At 61.1% G+C, this 19,459-nt stretch carries 13 protein-coding genes; 11 read left to right on the plus strand and 2 right to left on the minus strand.

Annotation, left to right across the window (positions count from 1 at the left end; genetic code table 11):
• The first annotated feature begins 45 nt into the window (after positions 1 to 45).
• Positions 46 to 1,638 (plus strand): FAD-binding oxidoreductase, encoded by a 1,593-nt coding sequence (locus ACSBOX_RS12085; protein WP_442542683.1) that lies wholly within the window; start codon positions 46 to 48, stop codon positions 1,636 to 1,638.
• A gap of 43 nt (positions 1,639 to 1,681) precedes the next feature.
• Positions 1,682 to 2,764, plus strand: a complete 1,083-nt coding sequence (locus ACSBOX_RS12090) for a zinc-binding dehydrogenase (RefSeq protein WP_442542684.1) — start codon at positions 1,682 to 1,684, stop codon at positions 2,762 to 2,764.
• 130 nt (positions 2,765 to 2,894) lie between these two features.
• On the opposite strand, the gene ACSBOX_RS12095 is transcribed toward ACSBOX_RS12090, so the two are convergent.
• Positions 2,895 to 4,142 carry an acyl-CoA dehydrogenase family protein gene (locus ACSBOX_RS12095; protein WP_442542685.1) on the minus strand — a complete coding sequence of 416 codons (1,248 nt, stop codon included), beginning with the start codon at positions 4,140 to 4,142 and terminating at the stop codon, positions 2,895 to 2,897.
• Between the two features lie 221 nt (positions 4,143 to 4,363).
• Between ACSBOX_RS12095 and ACSBOX_RS12100 the strand changes: the two genes are divergently transcribed.
• From ACSBOX_RS12100 to ACSBOX_RS12125, 6 genes are all read left to right on the plus strand, one after another.
• Positions 4,364 to 5,527 carry a flavin reductase gene (locus tag ACSBOX_RS12100; RefSeq protein WP_442542686.1) on the plus strand — a complete coding sequence of 388 codons (1,164 nt, stop codon included), beginning with the start codon at positions 4,364 to 4,366 and terminating at the stop codon, positions 5,525 to 5,527.
• A 172-nt stretch (positions 5,528 to 5,699) separates the two neighbouring features.
• Positions 5,700 to 6,653 (plus strand): VOC family protein, encoded by a 954-nt coding sequence (locus ACSBOX_RS12105; protein ID WP_442542687.1) that lies wholly within the window; start codon positions 5,700 to 5,702, stop codon positions 6,651 to 6,653.
• Positions 6,654 to 6,762: 109 nt separating this feature from the next.
• On the plus strand, positions 6,763 to 7,422 hold the full coding sequence (locus ACSBOX_RS12110) for an alpha/beta hydrolase (RefSeq protein ID WP_442542688.1): 660 nt from the start codon (positions 6,763 to 6,765) through the stop codon (positions 7,420 to 7,422).
• Positions 7,423 to 7,466: 44 nt separating this feature from the next.
• On the plus strand, positions 7,467 to 8,531 hold the full coding sequence (locus ACSBOX_RS12115; RefSeq protein ID WP_442542689.1) for a maleylacetate reductase: 1,065 nt from the start codon (positions 7,467 to 7,469) through the stop codon (positions 8,529 to 8,531).
• Between the two features lie 49 nt (positions 8,532 to 8,580).
• Positions 8,581 to 9,669 (plus strand): zinc-binding dehydrogenase, encoded by a 1,089-nt coding sequence (locus tag ACSBOX_RS12120; RefSeq protein ID WP_442542690.1) that lies wholly within the window; start codon positions 8,581 to 8,583, stop codon positions 9,667 to 9,669.
• Between the two features lie 113 nt (positions 9,670 to 9,782).
• Complete coding sequence (locus ACSBOX_RS12125; protein WP_442542691.1) at positions 9,783 to 10,490, plus strand: GntR family transcriptional regulator; 708 nt, start codon at positions 9,783 to 9,785, stop codon at positions 10,488 to 10,490.
• Between the two features lie 521 nt (positions 10,491 to 11,011).
• Here ACSBOX_RS12125 and ACSBOX_RS12130 read toward each other — a convergent pair.
• Positions 11,012 to 11,926: a LysR substrate-binding domain-containing protein gene (locus ACSBOX_RS12130; protein ID WP_442542692.1), complete on the minus strand. Its 915-nt coding sequence runs from the start codon at positions 11,924 to 11,926 to the stop codon at positions 11,012 to 11,014.
• A gap of 119 nt (positions 11,927 to 12,045) precedes the next feature.
• Here ACSBOX_RS12130 and ACSBOX_RS12135 point away from each other — a divergent pair, with 119 nt between their 5' ends.
• From ACSBOX_RS12135 to ACSBOX_RS12145, 3 genes are all read left to right on the plus strand, one after another.
• The gene (locus ACSBOX_RS12135; protein WP_442542693.1) at positions 12,046 to 14,202 is read left to right on the plus strand and encodes a cytochrome P450/oxidoreductase; all 2,157 of its coding nucleotides are present in this window, start codon (positions 12,046 to 12,048) and stop codon (positions 14,200 to 14,202) included.
• A 650-nt stretch (positions 14,203 to 14,852) separates the two neighbouring features.
• Positions 14,853 to 16,895, plus strand: a complete 2,043-nt coding sequence (locus tag ACSBOX_RS12140; protein ID WP_442542694.1) for a hydantoinase/oxoprolinase family protein — start codon at positions 14,853 to 14,855, stop codon at positions 16,893 to 16,895.
• Positions 16,892 to 18,874 carry a hydantoinase B/oxoprolinase family protein gene (locus ACSBOX_RS12145; protein ID WP_442542695.1) on the plus strand — a complete coding sequence of 661 codons (1,983 nt, stop codon included), beginning with the start codon at positions 16,892 to 16,894 and terminating at the stop codon, positions 18,872 to 18,874. Before ACSBOX_RS12140 ends, ACSBOX_RS12145 begins: the two co-directional genes overlap by 4 nt.
• Positions 18,875 to 19,459 lie beyond the last annotated feature (585 nt).

Raw genomic sequence — 19,459 nt, forward strand, 5'->3', positions numbered from 1 at the left:
CGTGAAAAGTCATGGTTTCCCCCGCAACGAACAAAAGGAACCGCAATGACCACAGTCCCTGTTGACCGTTTGACCGACGAGGCCGTCGCCCGTTTCGTCGCCGTACTGGGCGAGGGTGGTGTGCTGCTCGACGACGAGTCTCGCCGCCACGAGCAGTACCGGGACAAGTACTGGCCGGCCGATGACGACACCTATGAATCATCGGCTGTGCTCCTGCCTGCATCCACTGAAGATGTGCAGGCGATCGTCCGCATCGCCAACGAGCTGGGTGTGCCTCTGTGGACGTCCTCTACCGGACGCAACTACGGGTACGGCGGGGCCTCACCGCGGGTCAAGGGCGCCGTGGTCGTCAGCCTCACCCGGATGAACAAGGTCCTTGAAATCAACGCCGATCTGGCCTACGCCGTCGTTGAGCCCGGTGTGCGCTGGTTTGATCTCTACGACGCGCTGAAAGCATCCGGCAACGAGGACATGATGATATCCATCCCTGATCTGGGCTGGGGCAGCGTGATTGGAAACTCGCTCGACAACGGCGTCACCTACCTTCCCTACGGGACCGATTTCATGGCTCCCTGCGGCATGGAAGTGGTTCTGGCCAATGGAGAGCTGATCCGAACCGGCATGGGCGCCGTCCCAGGCAACAAGACCTGGCACCTCTACAAGCGCGGGCTGGGTCCGGTGCTGGACCCCTTGTTTATCCAGTCCAATTTCGGGATCGTCACGCGCATGGGCTACTGGCTCATGCGCCGCCCGGAAGCCTACGCCCCCATCTTCCTCACCGTCCCCCGGGACGAACACCTCGAGCAGGCCATCGACATCACCCGGGAGCTAAGGCTTGAGGGCACCCTCAGGGGTGTTCCCAGCATGTACAACACCGTGACCCTGGCAGCGCAGTTCCCCGAAGTAATGGGTAAATTCTCCGGCGGCGAGGGAACATTCTCCGACGCAACACTGCAGCAAATGGCCGACGAAACCGCACTGGGCCGCTGGGGAATGCGGGCCGCGCTCTGGGGCGACCGGCCAGTCGTCGAACACCAGCTCGAAAAAATCAGGAAGGCCTGGAGCGCCATCCCCGGGGCCAGGATGATTCACGAAAACACCTTCGGACGCGACGAATGGGGGGAGTTCGGATCCATCCCCGAGAAGGTTCACGCCGGTATTCCCAGCATCGACATGCTGGCCGCGATGCCCCCAAACATGGGCCACATCGGATTCTCCCCTGCGATCCCCCTCGTGGGGACCGACGTCCGCGAAGCCGTCGACTTCATCGGCAAACTGATCGCCGAGCGCGCGGGTGTGAACGTGGCCGGTGGCCTGCTCATGATCAACGAACGAACTGCCCTGTACGTAATCGGCCTGAACTACGACGTCACTGATGCCGCACAGGCGAAAAAGGCCTACGACACCGTGAAAATGCTGGTGGAAGAGGCCGGCCGCCGCGGTTACGGGGAATACCGGGCCCACCTGGATTTCATGGATCTCGCAGCGGATCAGTACTCCTTCAATGACCATGCCTACCGCCGCTTCTGCGAGACCATCAAGGACGCCGTGGACCCTCAAGGCATCCTTTCCCCCGGGCGCCACGGAATCTGGCCCAAGTCGCTAAGGGCGGCCCCGGAGAACGAGTCCGGCCACTAACCCGCAACGTCCCCAAATTGCCGACCACACTGAGGTGTTTATATTGCGAGCTGCACTGCTCAGGGACTTCGACGTCCCCTTCACCGTAGAAGACGTCCAAATGCTGGACCTGGATCCGTTCCGCGTACTCGTGCGCACCAAGGCGAGCCCTTTCTGTTCCACGGACGTCACGAGCTACCACGGCAAGCTGGGCAAGATCCCGCCTACCATTTTGGGACACGCCTCCGCGGGGGAAGTCATTGAAGTCGGCAGCCAGGTCCAGGGCTTACGCCCCGGGCAGCGCGTCATCGTGCCCGGCACACCGGAATGCGGACACTGCTACTACTGCAGCGCCGGGCGGCCGGATCAATGCTCCGAGCTGTTCGACCTCGGCGGCATCTTTCCCGACGTCGCCACAACCTCCGACGGTCTGCCGGTCTCCGCCGCAGGCTGCGTGGGAGGCTATGCCGAACTCATGAGTATCTCCAAGAACCAGGCCTTTCCGGTGGACACGGACTTGCCATACGACGTGCTTTCGCTGTTGGGCTGCGGGATCACCACCGGCGTCGGGGCGGTCCTGAACGTGGCCAAGGTCCAGCCCGGTGAATCCGTGGTTGTCGTGGGCTGCGGGCATCTGGGGCTGTGGGCAGTGCAGGCAGCAAGGCTGGCAGGTGCCGCACTGATCATCGCGGTGGAGCCTAACGCTGCACGCCGCGCCCTTGCCGGCGAACTGGGAGCGACGCATCTGGTGGACCCCGCGACCGACGCCGCCGACGCCGTGAAGTCACTCACGGCCGGCCGGGGCGCGGACACTGTCATCGAGGCAGCGGGAACACCAGAGGCCCAGCGCCTGGCCCTGTCCCTTTCGCGACGGGCCGGAACGGTCGTTTTCAGCGGCCTGGCCGAAGCCGCCACGGAAGTGACGTTCCCGCAAATCCCCCTGGCCGTCCAGAGCCGCCAGATGCTCAGTACCCAGAACGGCAATGTGCGCATGCGCAGGGACCTCCCGCGCTACATCAACCTGCTCGAGCGCGGCCTGCTGGATGCGGCACCCATCATCACCACGCGGTACGGGCTGGACGACATTAACCTGGCGCTCCAGCGATCAGAATCACTCGAGGATTTGTCCGGGGTCTTCGTGTTCTGACCCTCCCCACCGGCGAGCCTTCCTGAACCGGCGGCACGAGAAGGCGCCTCGGGCTGGCACGGCCCGCCCATAAAGAGAGATGGCCCAGGGACTATCCCCGGGCCATCTCTCCTTGACGGATGGCGGTTACTCAGAAAGTAAGCGGCTGTCCGAAATGGAAGCGGGAAACCGCGCCAAAGGTGACGTCCCACTGGGCCGCGATGTGGGTCTTGTACATCGCGACGTCGCGATAATACTTCTCCATCGGCGATCCGCTTTTCGCTGAGCTGGACCCTGCCGTCGTGAACGCGATTTCGACGGCTTGGATGGCCAGCTGGGCAGCCTGCTGCACAACTCCACGCAGCCGCGCGTCCTGCTCCGGCGTGAACTCTTCCCCTGTTGCCTGCCAGCGCTGGCCAAGTTCGGCATACTGCCGGACTCCCGCCAGCAGCAGGCATTCGGCTGAATCGGCCAGGGCGAGCAACTGGCCGAACCAGCGGTGGTACTCGGGGGCAGCGAGCCGCGGCAGACGGGGTGGGAAGCTCGCCGCGCGCGATTCCATCAACTGCTCGAATTCGTCGACTGCGGCCCAGGCGGCACCAATTTGTGTGGCCACCAGCTCTGCGTTGAAGAACGTCATGGTTCTGCCCAGGTACATCGGATTCTTGTGCAGCTGGTATCCGGGCGTGCCGTGGCTGCCGAGCTCGTGCTCGCGAAAATCGTAGGGAACAGCAAGATGCGCCGGCACAAAGGCATCCTCGATCTTGACGGAGTTTGAGCTGGACGCCCTCAGGCCGATCGTTCGGTCCCCGCCCCAGTCATCGAGCACGGTGTAATCAGGGCGCGGCACCGCGAACATCTGAAGTCCAAGCTGATCTTCATCCGCCGAGAACGTTGGCGCAACAACCAGAACATGGGTGCTCCACATCGAACCAGAGCAGTAATCCCAGGTGCCGGTGAGTCTGTAGCCGCCGTCCGTCGCCACAGCCTTGCCTGCCGGGATGGTGCGGCCCGGGCCGATGAAGGCCCCTTGTCCGAAGAGCTCCTCCTGGGCCTTCTCGCCAAAAAACGAGCCAACGTGAAAGGCGTGGCCGGCCCCGAGGATAAAGGACCATCCGACCCCCGGGTCACCCCGGGAAATTTCGACGCCCACCCGGATGAAATCATCCAGGCCATATTCCAGCCCCCCGTACTTCCGGGGCTGAAGAATGCGGTAGAACCCCGCGTCCAGGAACTCCTGATGTATCTCCCGGGAGTACCCGCCCAGCTGCTCGTGTTCAGACTGCAATTTGCGCAGCCGGGGCCGCAGGTCAACGGCGCGGGCCACCAGCTCGTCGGGACTCAAATCCTGACTTCCCGCCTGCCCGGTGTGGGCGGGCGAATAAAGGCTTGTGGTCATAAGAGACTCCTGTGCGTCGATGCATAGATTGTATGACGATCATATCAGCGTATGGAATGTGGAGGCAAGCTTCTGGTCCGCAGCGCAGCGGGCCGTCAGGCGCGGAGACCCCTCCTCCCCGCCCCGCCTCTTCCTCTATCGAAGATTGTATGATGATGATACAGTCTGAAAATGCAACGAAGCATTTGGGTTTCACCACCCAGTAAGAGGAGTTGATCAGCATGCCAATGGCTACCAGCGGCGAACCGGCACAAGCCGAACCCACCCGCCTGACTTCTGACGCCTTTCGTGACGTTATCGGCCGCTTCGCTAGCGGTGTCACGGTAATTACCACCCGGAACGGCGGCCGGGATTTTGGCTCAACCGCCAGTGCCGTCAGCTCGCTATCGGCGGAACCGCCGATGCTGCTGATTTGCCTGAACAAATCCTCGGCTACTGCACACGCCATTGCCGCGAGCGGAACTTTCGCGGTGAACGTCCTGGCCGAAGACCACATAGAACTGGCCGGGCGCTTCGCAGCCAAGCTGGCCGACAAGTTTGAAGGCGTAGCAGTGGAAGCCGACACCAACTGCTCACCCTTGCTCGTGGGCGCCATCGCCCACCTTGTCTGCCGTGTCAGTGAGCAGGTGGAAGCCGGAACGCACTACGTCTTCCTTGCCCACGTCGACGATGCCGTAGCGTATCCGGGCCACCCCCTCGCCTACTTCCGGGGAGGATTTGGCCGAATGCTTATGGCTCCCGAGGCCTCAGTGCTGCGCGACGTCCGGGAGCGGATCATCAACGCTGGGAGCCACGTCGACGAGACCTTGGACGTGGCTGCGTTGGCCGATGACCTGGGCGTCGAGACGAACACGCTGCACCGGGCACTCACCGCACTGCTCGGTGAAGGCCTGCTTCGCAGGCAGGCCGGGCAGTTCATCATCGCACCCGTGCCCGAGTCCATCATTTTTGAGTCCTATGCGGCCAAACTGGCGATCGAAGTCGGCGTTGCTGAAAGCACCGTCGGGAAACTCAGCCCGGCCCAACTCGCAACGCTCAGGGAGTACATGGAAGCGACGCTGGAAATGGTGCAGGATGACCACTTCACCGATCCCGAGGCCTGGATTGTCGCTAACGAGCGGTTTCACGAGTACATGGTGGAACTCGCCGGCTCCCGCGTGCTGCTGGAAACCTACCGGCGGCTTGGCCTCCCCGGGCTGAACGCTAGGACCATTAACAGGTCGACCTACGCGACGACAGCCCTCTTGGATGACCACAGAAAGCTCGTTGAAGCCTACGAGAACGGAAACCTGGAGCAGGCCCTCGGAGTCCTTCGGCAGCACGCCGACAGGCCCCGGGAAATGCGCACCCGCGAACGCGCCCTCGCGAGCCACGAAGCCGGCTGATTTTCTGGCTTGATCCTCGAAACTCCTTGACTACTGCAGTCGATACCATATGATTGTATGACGATCCGACCATATTGCATTAGGTTGGACGACGCCCACCGATCACCACCAAAAACTTCATGTCAGCACACAGAGACGTCGCTGGCGCTCACTGAAATCAAAGGAGATAGCAATGACTTACGTTGTCGGTTCCCACCATGTAACACTTTCCGTTGGCGGCGCCCAGGAGGACGTGGATTTCCACACCAAAGTGCTGGGCATGCGCTTCATCAAGAAGACGGTGCTCTACGACGGTTCAACTCCCATCTACCACCTCTACTACTCCAACGCGAACGGCGACCCGTCGTCCGTGGTCACCACATTCCCATGGGCACAGGCCGGCCTCTATGGCTCACGCGGAACAAACCAGGCCCGGGAAGTCTTCCTGTCAGTACCTTCGACTTCCCTGGACTACTGGAACAAGCGGCTGGGCCAGCATGAGGTCGAGACGCAAATGACAGAAGTATTCGGTGAGCGCCGGGTCAACTTCCGGCACCCGTCCGGTATTGAATATGTTCTGGTCGGCAATGAGGGCGATCCCCGCGTCGGTTTCACCGGAAACGGCGTCTCCGCTGAGAACGCCATTCATGGAATCCACGGCACTGGTATCCACGTGTACGACCAGGACCGGATGGTTGAATTCGCGCAGGACGTGTTCTCGGCCAAGGGCAACATCCAGGAAGAAGGCAACCGTGCCCGTTTCCAGGTGGGCGACGACAAGTTCGGCAACTACATTGAGCTGACCGGGAACCGCACGGACGATCAGGGCACTTGGCGCTACGGAGCCGGCACGTACCACCACTTCGCCTGGAACCTGGACAATCTGGAGAACCAGAACAAGATCAAGTTCGAAATCGAAGGTGCCGGATATACGGATATCTCTGAACTGAAGGACCGGACCTACTTCAAGTCCCACTACGTGCGGACACCGGGCGGGGCACTGTTCGAACTCGCCGTGACACACAATGAGGGCGGCTGGGACTGCGATGAGTCGCCTGAAGAACTCGGTCAGGCATTCATGCTGCCGGCGTTCTTCGAGGACCAGCGCTCCGCCATCATGGACCAGCTCGAACCGATCGAGAGCTAAGCGGCTCAGCCAGATCCCTGACGATTCTTCCGGCCGCAGACCCCCTCCCCCGGCCGGAAGAATCGTCCCCATACCCCGCAAAGGACTGAGTTCCATTCAGAACCCGCATTTGGACACCCCCGTCACCACGTGGGGCCCCGAAACACAACAGGCGCATACCGCAGTCATTGCAATCCATGGCCGGGGACAGTCCCCCGCATTCATGCGGGACCAAGCCGAGAGGCTGCATTCCACCGGGGTCCGCTTCTACTGCCCTTCGGCGTTCGGCCAGACGTGGTACCCCAAGCAGTTCCTGGAACCCCTGGCCGACAACGAACCCCACCTTTCCCACGCACTCGACGCAGTTGACTCCCTGGCCAGGGCTGTTGAAGCAGACGGCTTTCCCCCCGAACGCATCGTTCTTTGGGGATTTTCCCAAGGGGCATGCCTCATATCGCACCTCGTCCTGACCCGGCCCGCCAGCTACGGTGGGCTCGCTCTATTGACCGGAGGATTCGTAGGCCCCGAGATGCTTCCTGCCCCCGAGGGCCGGCCACTGCAGGGAACCTCGGTCGTGATGCGAAGCATCGAACATGACCCCTGGGTGCCAACGGGCCGGGTCAAAGAGACTGCCAAGGCGCTGTCCGCTGCCGGGGCCGACGTCGACCTTCTCATCGCCCCAGGGAACGAGCACATCATCACGGACGAGGCCATGTCAGCGGTGGATCGGCTCCTGCGAAGCATCAGACCATCTGACACGCGGGGCCCGGACCGCCCTGCGGCCACCTAGCGCCCGCACCCTGCCCACCACGCCGGACTTAGATAGGACTGCACATGTCACTTGTTTTCGAACACACCACGTTGGGGCAAAGGGTCCTCTTCGGCTCGGGAAAGGCCGCCGAGAACCTGGCTGCCGAAGTCGCGCGCATTGGCCCAGGCAAGGTCATGGTCATCGCCTCCGAGTTCGAAGCCGTGATAGCCGCGGCAGTTTCACAGAACATTGAAGTGACCCTGATGTACGACGACGTGGCTCCGCACGTGCCGATCGAAAAAGCCGACAAGGCGCGCGCTGCCGCCGTCCGGCATGGCATTGACCTGCTGGTCTGCATCGGCGGCGGCTCCACTACCGGCCTTGCAAAAGCAGTGGCCATGACGACTGGCCTGCCCATCATCGCCGTGCCCACGACGTACGCAGGGTCGGAAGCCACCAACGTCTGGGGGCTCACGGAGGCGTCCCGCAAGACCACCGGCGTGGATGACAAAGTCCTGCCGATCACCGTGATCTATGACGCCGAACTCACCACTTCCCTGCCAGCTGAACTCTCGGTGGCATCCGGTCTCAATGCTCTGGCTCACTGCGTCGATTCAATGTGGGCACCCAGGGCCGACCCCATCAACCAGGCTCTGGCCGCTGAAGGCATCCGCGCCCTGAACCAAGGGCTGCCCCTGGTCAAGGATGATCCCGAAGACCTGGCGGGCCGTGAACTGGCGTTGTACGGCGCCTACCTCTCCGCTGTTGCTTTCGCCTCGGCCGGCTCCGGCATGCATCACAAGATCTGCCACGTCCTGGGAGGCGCCTACAACCTCCCCCACGCCCAGACCCACGCCACAGTCTTGCCATATGTCCTGGCATTCAACTCTGCTGCAGCTCCGGAAGCCGAACGCCGCATTGCGGCAGCCTTCGGCTCGGAGGACGCGGTCGGAGGGCTGAATCAGCTGCGGGAGCGGCTCGACGCACCCACGGCGCTCAAGAACCATGGCCTGGCAGAAGAAGACATCCCCGAGGCCGTGGAACTCATCCTTTCCCAGATACCCACCTCGAACCCCCGCGCGGTCACCAGGGAAAACCTGACCGTCCTGATTCAGGCCGCCTTTGCAGGCTCCGTGCCTGAGGTCTAACCTCCCTGGCCCCCAACGGCCGCCCGGCTCTCGAGGAAAAGGACAAGCAATGATCCACAAAGCCGCGCTGCTCGAACAGTTCGGCGTCCCCATGATTGTTCACGACGTCATTATGAGGGACCCGGCTCCGGGCGAAGTGGTGGTCAGGAACACCGCGGCGCCATTTTGTTCCACGGATTGGCTGGGCTGGAAGGCCATGCGGAACAAAACGCCGCCCGTCATCCTGGGGCACACCGCCGTCGGAATTGTGGAGACCACCGGAGCTGGGGTGTCGGCGGTCAAGGCCGGGGACCTTGTGGTGGTCGCAGGGACACCCGAATGCGGGGAATGTTTCTATTGCGGCGTCGGCAGACCTGATCAGTGCAGCGTGCTGATGGAGCAGCCAGAACCGGTAGTCGCTGCCAAGGAAGATGGAACGCCGATCAGAGCCGCCGGACGGGTTGGGGCGTACGCGGAATACATCCTGGCGAACCAGAACCAGATCTGGGCCGTCGAGAGCGACATGCCGCACAGCCAATTGAGTCTGCTGGGCTGCGGAGTCACCACAGGACACGGTGCCGTAGTTAATGTGGCCCAGGTCGAAGCAGGACAATCAGTTACGGTCGTAGGGCTGGGACACCTCGGACAGTGGATGGTCCAGGCCGCACGGGTCGCCGGGGCTTCAAGCATAATCGGGGTAGACATGGTGCCGGGCCGGCGTGACCTCGCCAGATCACTGGGTGCCACCCATCTGGTGGACCCGACCTCGGGCGATCCCGTCGAACAGGTCCGGGCCTTGACCGGCGGCCGGGGCTCCGACGTCGTTCTTGAGGCAGCGGGACCCGAACTCGCAGTCCAGCAGGCAGTGCTGATGTCCCGCCGCGCCGGAACCGTGGTCCTGACAGGAGTGCAGCAGTTTCAGGCGTCGATTAACCTCCCGCAGCTTGCCATAGCAATTCAGGGGCGGCGGATCCTGGCCTGTCAGAACGGCCAGAGCATACTGGGCCGTGACCTCCCCCTGTGCCTGAGTCTCATGGAGAGCGGACAGTACCAAGCAGCGGAACTTGTGACTGCCGAATATCCGCTGGAGAAGATCAACGAGGCAATGTATGCGTCAGGTCAGCTGCAGGACCTCAGCGGGGTGATCAGTTTCGGATAGCGGTGCTTCTCCGAATCGTCACCCTGCGGACAGTGTTCGCGCGGCATGCAGCGAGATACACCACCCAGTGATAGATTGTATGACAGGAGAACATCTAACAATCGCGAGGGCTCATGACGACTTCCATCAATACTTTGTCCGACGCATGGGTCTCCAGTCCCGTGGGCCGAATCGCCGCCCCGCTGAGGGAACAGGTGATCGCCGCCCTCCGCGAAGCGATCCTTGATTTCCGCCTCAAGCCGGGCCAGCGGCTGGTGGAGCGGGAGCTCATCGAGCAGCTTGGAGTCTCCCGGACCACGGTCCGTGAAGCCCTCCGGGAGCTTACGTCCGAGGGGCTCGTAACGGTGGTGCCGCAGAAGGGGGCCATTGTCACGCAACCCTCCCTCAAAGAGGCGCACGATCTCTACGAAGCCAGGGCGGCACTGGAGTCCCTGCTCGTGGAGCGTTTTGCCGAGAATGCGTCGAAATCTCAAGTGATCCGCCTAAGTGCGGCGGCCGAGGCCTTTGCCGAAGCTGCCGGCCGTGGCGAGGCTTCCGCCATCCTGGCAGCCAAAGATGTCTTCTACGATGTTCTCGTCGAAGGTGCAGGCAGTTCGGTATTTCACCAATTGACCGAAACTACTCAGGCCCGGGTCCGTGTGCTCAGGGCGAAGGCCATGTCCCCCGAAGGCCACAGCCAGGCTGTGGAGGAACTGCGAGGCGTTGTCGACGCCGTACAGGCCGGCGACGGTAAACGGGCTGCCGAACTGTACGCCATCCACATCCGCCGGAGTGGCGCCAATGCCTTACAGAGCCTCCGAGAAGCCGAGCAAGCGAGTTAGGCGCCCAGAGGGTGTAGGGTGCTCAGGCTCGGAGGGCGGTCCGCGCACCGAAAATGAACGGAAGAGCCGCTCCGCCTGTGCCGGACGCAGACAGGGCCTGGGCGCCAGTTTGGCCCCGAGGGGCTGGAGCTGCAGCTCGATAGTCGCGCCCGGGATTTGCGCCAGCGGGTCCCAGACTCTCTGTGAGGGATCCTCGCTGCGTTGACGTCCTTGCGGAACACCAGCTTCTGACCACATTGTCGCCACCCACCTTCGTCGGTTGCGCTGCGATCGTGGCCGTTCGCCAGCGTCGCGTTTAAGGCCTGCAGAGCGCCGTATACCTACTCACTTTTCTTGGCTGATTCTCTCGTAGCGTTCCGGACCTGCTGGTTACGTGGCAGCCACAGTGGTTGGCCCGAGGGGACTGGCGTGCGCGTACATGATGACAACCGGCGTATGGGAAAAGAGCCTCCGCCAAAAACGGCCCTGCATCGCTGGCGAGGAAGAGCGCGGTGTTGTTGCACCTCATTACCGCAGATGCCCTATTTGGGGAGACTTTCGGAGCAGACCTGAACCACGAGATCCATCAGGGCGCTGGCACGTGGACTCAAGCGGACGTAATCTGGCCATCCGATCCGAGTAGTCTCTCCCGACATGGCTGGGGTCAGAGTTCTGATAGACAAGGGAAGTCCTTCGTATGTGTGGTCACCCCAAGGTCGCTGCATCTGCAGGGAATATCCAAGCCCCCGCCCAACCAAAGACCGGACGAGCTCAAAACTCTCGGAACGCATGCGGATATAGGGAGTTAGCCCAATCGAATCGAACATGCTGAGCGCATGTTCCCGGCTGTCGCTGGAATCAAGCAAAATCAACGGCTGATCCGCCAAACTGTGCAGATCGACGAACTCGTGCACCGCCAGCGGATGACCCGAAGGGAGGATGACGTGAACCGGGCTGTCGTAGAGAAATCGGGTTTGCAGCCCGGCCGGAATATGAGGACCGGCCAGAATAATCAGGTCCAGGAGGCCCGCATGGAGGCTAGGGAGGAGGTCAGCTAGCTGACCCAATTCGAAGCTAACATCCAAATCCGGATAGAGATCCCGGCAGGCCATTATGATCCTTGGCAATAATGTCGGCGCCGTTCCGGCTGGGCAGCCCAGCCGTACAGGGCCGGAAATGGTCCCCTGCAGCCCGGCTGCCTCGTTCTCAAGCTCAGTTGCCTTCCGAAGAAGCTCCCGGCCCAATTCCGCCAAACGATGCCCTCCCGGAGTCAGGGAAATACCGAGCGCCTTGCGTCGAACGCAGAGCTGCACTTTCAGCGCCCTCTCCAGGCTGTCCAGAGCAGAAGTCAGCGCCGATTCGGAGATGTGCAACGTCAGAGCCGCCTGCCGGATGCTGGACGCCTCCGCTAAGGCGCAGAAGTAGGACAGCTGCCGAAGGGTGTAGGAAGGGTTCATAAGCCTATTTTATGGGGATACAAAGTACATAAATACCGCTTTTATAAACTTACTGGTCGGGGGACAATCGTCGGAGCACCCATGTGGTCAGCCTGTCCCCGTCCTTTGGAGTTAGAAGAATGAATGCCCTGACCCGCGCATACGCACCAGTCGCAGACTGGATCACCTTAGAAGCGTTGGACCAGGACCCATATCCGATCTATGAACGCCTGCGACGAGAATCACCGGTGGCCTGGGTACCTTGCGCAGGCAGGTATTTCCTTACACGGTATGAGGATTGCCGCTTCGTCGAATCGGACGGAGATCTCTTCTCAGCTGTAGAGGAAGGGCACCGGATGAATCGCGCCATTGGGGGCTCGATGCTGCGAAAGGATGACCCGGAGCACGCAAAGGAGCGGCGTCCGATCAACCCGACGCTCCGTGTCAAGGCCGTGCAAGAAATCTGGCGGCCAGTGTTCGAACGCAACGCGGCAAGGTATCTCGAGCAGATGCTCCAGAAGGGCCCCGGCGCTGACCTGAACGAGGACTTCGCTGCACCCTACGCTGCCACCAACCTGGCAGCCATTGTGGGGCTCCCAGGAGTTGACTGGACCGACATCCGTCGTTGGTCACTGGCCTTCATCGATGGCACCGCCAATAGTGCAGAGGATATAGACATCTGGCGTGTCACAGAGGCCGCCGGTGCGGAAGTTGAGGCCCTTCTGGACGAGGCGATCCCGTATCTCCTAAAGCGGCCCGATGATTCGATGCTATCGGCAATGCTCCAGGCGAGGCTACCCACGCCCATCATCCGAGCAAACACAAAACTGACCATAGCTGGCGGTGTGAACGAACCCCAGCACATGATCACCAGCGCCGTTTGGGCGCTGGCAACGCACCCGAGGCAGCTCGCTGCGGTGATGGAAGATAGCTCGCTTTTTGGTGATGTCTTCGATGAAGTCGCGCGTTGGCTGTCGCCGGTGGGCATGATCTCGCGTCGCGCGACCCGGGACGTCGAGATTGGTGGTGTGCTGATCGAGTCCGGATCTTTGGTCGGGGCCTCCATCCAGTCCGCAAATCGAGACTCCGGCCGTTTCCTAGACCCGGACACCTTTGATGTCCTACGCGAGAAACTCCCGAACTACGCCTTTGGCAGCGGATCTCACATGTGCGCCGGGCGTTGGGCGGCGGAGTCTGCCGTCGGACACGTTGCGTTGCCCTTGCTATATTCTCGTTTGCCAAAATTTCGCCCAGTAGACGTGGTGGCCGCCAGTTTCAAAGGGTGGACCTTCCGGGGCCTGGAAAGTCTTCCCGTCATGTGGGAGCCCGCTCCCACTGGCCGACAACGCGCGGTTGATGCGCACGACCTTGTGCTCAGGGTTGATAGTCGGATGCAGGCCACCGAAGATGTCGTTGTTCTTGAGCTTTCCGATCCGACAGGCAAGCCACTCCCCGCCTGGGAACCAGGTGCACACCTGACGCTTAAACTTTCGGTCGGTTTGGAGCGCCAGTATTCCCTCTGTGGCGACGCCAGTGACCCACTCCACTACAAGATTGCCGTCCTGCGCGAGCCAGGAGGTCGAGGCGGTTCCGATCACGTTCACAACAGCATCGAACCCGGGGCTCTTCTGGAGGCGGCCATCCCCAAAAATCACTTTCCGTTGCTCGCGGCTCCCGAGTATAAGTTTGTTGTCGGTGGCATCGGGATCACTCCGATTCTGCCCATGATCAAAGCGGCAGAGGCAGCGGGCTCAGAGTGGTCTCTGCTGTACCTTGGGAGCTCGCGCAGTCGTATGCCATTTCTCGACACTCTCAGCCGATACGGCCAAAAAGTGACTGCGTGGCCCAAGGACGAAAGGGGCCGGGCATCCGTGGAGTCACTGATCCAGGTATCCGGACCCTCGTGCATGGTCTATTCCTGCGGCCCCGAAGCTCTTCTGAGCGGGCTCAAAGTACTTTCGGAATCCTGGCCAAAGGGCAGCCTGCGCGTTGAGCATTTCAGCCCGGTCCAAACGCCAGAGATAGAGACGAGCAGCTTCAGTGTAGAGATAGGCAGTACCGGTGAGGCTTTCAACATCCCTGTTGGTACATCGATTGTTGATGTCCTCGAAAATGCTGGGATCCCCGTGCTTTCATCCTGTATGGAAGGAACATGCGGTACGTGCGAGGTCGCCGTGCTGGCTGGCCGCCCTTGCCATCGCGACTCCGTTCTTTCCGAGGAAGAGCGCGAAAAGAACACTTCGATGATGATCTGCGTGTCTAGGGCCTCGACGCCCTCTATAACCTTGGATCTCTAATTCCTCCCCTGTAGGAAGAAGCTCTATGAGGAACACCACAACGGGAGCGTCGTTAAGCTACACGCTCGACGACAATTCCGTCATCGCCTAGCCGAAGGATGCGATACCGGAGAGTGTCCGTTGGACGTCAACCGACACTCCGCACGATTTTTTTGCGGCCTGCGCACCATCTCTGGTCCGAGTGGCGGCTTCCAGTCGCCCGCCACAGGGCGTATGAGGCCCATTTTCCGACTGACTCCGGACCTCTAGCGCCGAGGAGCCTGATGCGCCCGCGAGCTGTCCGACCGGCCGGCCAGCACCGCCCGAAATGTCCAGTCGCGATTTCGGTGACTCTCGCCACTTTTGTCCTATTGTATTACGATCAGTTCACCATGCAATAAGACCCTGCTCATCGAGGAGCCACTATGCATAACTTCCCCCGCCCCCAAGAGAAGAGACTGTTCGTCGCCCGCGACGAGGCTGAGGGCCGCTGCGCTGAGTGCGGCACTGAGGGGCTCAAGGCCTACCGGGTTCTCAGCGAAGGTGGGTGGTGGACCGTAGTGAAATGCCAGTCTTGCCTTGCGTCATTGAGCCGAGTCCCCGCACCCCATCTGGGATCGATTCAACCGCTGGGCTCCGCCCTCTAACGAACTATGCAAGTTGAAAGGACAATGATGTTCGGAGTTGATGTGGGCGGCACATTTACGGATGTGGTCGCCATCAGGAACGGTGTCATCGAAGTCACCAAGGTGCCCAGCAGCCGGACGGACCCGGCCAGCGCAGTTATCGAGGGATCCCGGCGCCTCAACGTAGCGGGGAGCGCCGTATTTAATCACGCCAGCACGATGGGGTTGAACGCAGTCCTGGAACGGCGGCTCCCCAAAATTGCTTTCCTTACTACTGAAGGATTCAGGGACGTACTGGACCGCGGAACGGTCCATCGGCCGCTCGACGGCCAAACGGACCCCTCCTGGCGACGCAGCTTCGGCGACGCGAAGGGAAGCCCGCTCGTGCCGCGGTATCTGCGCCGAGGAATCGTGGAAAGGAAGACTGCTACTGGGGAAACCCTCATCCCTCTCGATGAGAATCAGGCCAGAGAACAGCTCTCTGTTCTCAAAAAGTGCGGCGTCGAGGGCGTGGCAATCTGCCTCATCAACGCCTACGTCACTCCCGAACACGAAATCCGGCTGCGTGAGCTCGTCCACGAGGAGCTAGGCCACGGAGTTCAGGTCTCCATCTCTTCGGAGACTTCGCCGTTGGCAAAGGAATACGAACGATCTTCGACTACGACAATCGACGTCCTGATGAAACTCTTGTTCACCTCCTACGCCAACGATTTGAACCGAGACCTCAAAGGCATCGGCTTTGAAGGCAAACTCCACTTTGCGGACTGCGCTGCAAACCTCCTTCCCTGGGAAGAAGCACTGGATCGACCGTTCCGCATCCTCTTTGCAGGCCCGGCAGCCGGAACCATTTCCAGCGCCCACCTGGGTTCCGCCATCGGGCGGTCCAATCTGCTGTGCGCCGACGTGGGCGGGACATCCACGGACGTTTCGATGATCCAAAACGGCAGGCCTTTCGTACAAACCACGTTTGAGATTGAACCGGATCTGACCATCAATGCACTCTCGACCGAGGTGTCCAGCGTCGGCGCCGGCGGAGGAAGCTTGGTGGCGGTTTCCGCCGCCGGAGGCATCCAGGTCGGACCTGGAAGCGCCGGTGCCGATCCCGGACCTGCATGTTACGGGCGGGGCGGAACCGTCCCTGCTGTGACGGATGCCGTACTCCTGATGGGTATTCTCGACACGCAGGGATTCGCCGGCGGGGAGTTTGACTTGGATTTGAAAGCCTCCCGGCTTGCTTTCGAAAGTTTGACGACACCGGTTCCGTTTGACGAGCGCGTGCGCTCGGCGTACCGACTTGCCGTAGCCAACATGGCGGAGGAGATCCTGAACGTCGCCGTTCGCCATGGCGTGGACATCCGGGACTTCGGCTTGATGGCCTACGGCGCGGCCGGCGGCATGCTGCTTCCGGCGGTGCTCGATCTACTTCCCCTCCCGGAAGTGATCATCCCTCCGCATCCCGGATTGTTTTCCGCCCTCGGGTTGCTCTCCAGCGATCAGGCATTCTATGAGAGCCGGAGCGCCTATGTGACGTTTGGCATTGCTTCCGCCGACCAAATCAACGAGGTCTTCGATGAGATGGAGGCGCATCTTCGCAGTCGACTAGGCAGCGTCGCAGACGGCATCCCAGTCCGGCGAAGTTTTGACGGCAGGCTGTATGGCCAGAGCTGGGAGACTCCTTTCATCCCGATTCCCGAGGGTCCGATAACCGGTGAGTCTGTTGCCGGACTGATCGATGCTTTCCACAACACCTACGAAGAGCGAAACGGCAACCGCTTCGAGTCGATTCCAGTAGAGGGCGTGACATACCGGGTGGAACTCATCGTTCCTTCCGAAAAGGTCGAATACGTCCCCGCTGACGCCGTTGACGTTTTTGACGCGGAGCCGGAGGGCACCTTCGTACTTAGCTACTTCGCCGATGAGCCCCTGCAGGCCGAATGGTTCCTACGCGAAAAACTCAGCGTCGGAGCCCTCGTTCAGGGGCCCGCAGTCATTCGCGAGGAGCTCAGCACCACGTTTATTGCACCAGGGCAGCGGGCCACCGTCGGACGTTGCGGCGAAATCATCATTGAAAGGCAGCCACAGGTATGAGCACGATTGAAGCCAGCAGGCCAGCGAGCATGCAGATCCGCGATCTCGACGAGAAAGCATTCGTGGACAGATACGGCTGTGATCGCTACACCGCGACAGTTTTGGGAAACCGATTCGAGTACCTTGTCGAGCACATGAGCGTACGGCTGCTGACGGGAGCATTCTCTCCCGTCCTGAGAGATTTCTACGACTTGGCGGCAACCATCTCAGGACCGCCTGAGCGAGGCTTTCCTGTCCCGGCTGCCAGCAACGGCATTGTCCTCATGGCAGGAACGACAATTGACGCGGTGCCCAACATGGTGCGCGAATTTGGGGCAGACAAGCTGAAGCCAGGCGATGTCCTGATCGCGAACGATCCCTATCGCACCGGCAATCACAACAATGACCTCGTTTTCACTCGACCGGTCTTTTTTGAGGGCACTATCATTTCTTTCGTTACGCTCAATGCCCACCAGCTGGATATGGGAGGAACCGTACCGGGCGGATTTAGCGCGACCAAACAGAACGTGTACGAAAACGGGCTCGTACTCTCCCCCCGCCTCCTCATGAGAGCAGAAGGCCCGGTTCGGGAGACTTGGAATCTGATCTTCGAGAATGTCCGGATGGCCGAGATCCTTCTACCTGACATGCAGACCGTCTGCTCCAGTCTTGAACTGGGCGAAACCCTCGTCCTCGAGTCTGTCAACCGGTACGGCCTTCTGGCCTTCTTGGGCGCAATGGACCACGCCTGTGACGTTTCTGCCGAACGTATGGCCGAAGGCATCAGCGCACTCCCCGACGGCGATTGGTCCGCCGCCGATGCGGTTGACTGCGACGGCGTCGATGACACCGAGGACTATGAAGTCCGAGTGGCCATCCGCAAGAGAGGCGACCGGTTAGAGATTGACTACTCCGGAACATCTCGCCAAGCCAGGAGCTCCATCAACGCAACGGCCTGGGAGGTCAAGACAGCGATTGGCGTCGCCATGAAGTATGTATTTGACCCGAGGGGTCGCTTCAACTCCGGACTCTTCCGGAACATCGACATCCTCATCCCCGAAGGAACCGTCATTTCGGCGCTCCCTCCTGACGGAGCTGTTTTCCTTTACTTCGAGCAGAGCCAGATCATTCTCTCCACAGCACTCCGGGCACTCGAATCCGCAATGGGAATCGACGCCATAGCCGGGGACCGGGGAGGAACCAACCTGCACACGGCCTTTGGACACCACCAAGACGGGTCACCCTGGGTCTCGGCCCTCCAGTGCGGAGGAGAAATCGGACCCTACGGCGCGAACAAGTTTGGGGACGCGGATTCTCAGTGCATGTCCTACTTGGCCAACGGGGTCGCCCCAACGGTCGAGGCCATCGAGAAAGACAGCCCCGTTGTGATGCTGCGACACGAACCAGTGGCCGACACAGGAGGCGCGGGTTTTTACCGCGGGGGTAACGCCATGCTGAAGGACACCTTGTGGCTCACAGATGCCGCGCACTCCTTGATCGAACTTCGGCACAAGCGCGTCGCCGGCTTTGGAGTCCTGGGTGGCCACGGAGGCCGGAACGGCGGCGTGTGGCTTTTCCCGGCCAGCGCCGACGGCGAATCGCCGCTCCCGCACGCGGATGATCCTTCCTACCGCGACGCTCGCGCGTGGGCGGGCGTCATCAGCCCGGAGACCGGGCTGCCATCCAGGGAAGGGGTGTTCCACTATCCGTTCGCCGACAATCACAACAGCCAGGCAAATTCCGTACTCCGCTACGTAACCAACGGCGGCGGAGGGTGGGGCAACCCTTTGGAACGGGACATCGAGCAGGTAAGAGTCGACGTTCGCGACGAGTATGTCTCCATCGACGGCGCTGCCCGCCTCTACGGGGTGATCGTCAAGGGAGACCCCGCATCCGACCCGGAAGCACTCACCGTTGACGAGGAAGCAACCCGTGACCAGCGACGCCGATTGGCGGCCGTTCGTGACGCGACGTCATCGACCGAACTAGCAGTCGCGTAGCAGTCCAAACATCCGCCCTAGAGCCACGGTAGCCAGCTGCGCCTCGAGGCTCTAGGGCATCCAGAACTGACACAACACTTTCCCTCAAGCCGGAGCCTTTCCGGCTCTTGAAATAAAAGGCAAAGCAATAAGGGCGAACACTCCACAGTCCCAGCCGTTGGCCTACACCCGTGCAGGAGCTGGCGAGGCATTCTGGTGACCAGATCCCGACTGAGCGACACCCACACCCTCCGGCTGCTCGTGCCCGCTGTGGCAAATCCCTTTAAACCCCTCCGTTTCGATGTCCGGAGGCTTGAGGCCCGGCCCTTGCAATCGGGCTGGCCGACGAACAGTTCAACCCGTATATACGGCAAACACGTCGTCGCGAAGTAAGAGACGGCGCCTGGCCGTCCCTACCTCAATTACCTAAAACATCTACCCATCCATTGAGTAGTCGACAACATGGGCTGCGTACGCACCAGCAGTCTGATGCCTTGGATCTGCAGGTGTCCGGGCCAAGAACTACGGGGACGGTCACCACTCACTGTTGACAGGGACGCAATTGTCGTACATTCTTGGAGAGGAATTGTCGTACATTGCATGGCA

Source organism: Arthrobacter sp. KN11-1C, from assembly GCF_052180225.1.
Classification (GTDB): Bacteria; Actinomycetota; Actinomycetes; order Actinomycetales; family Micrococcaceae; genus Arthrobacter.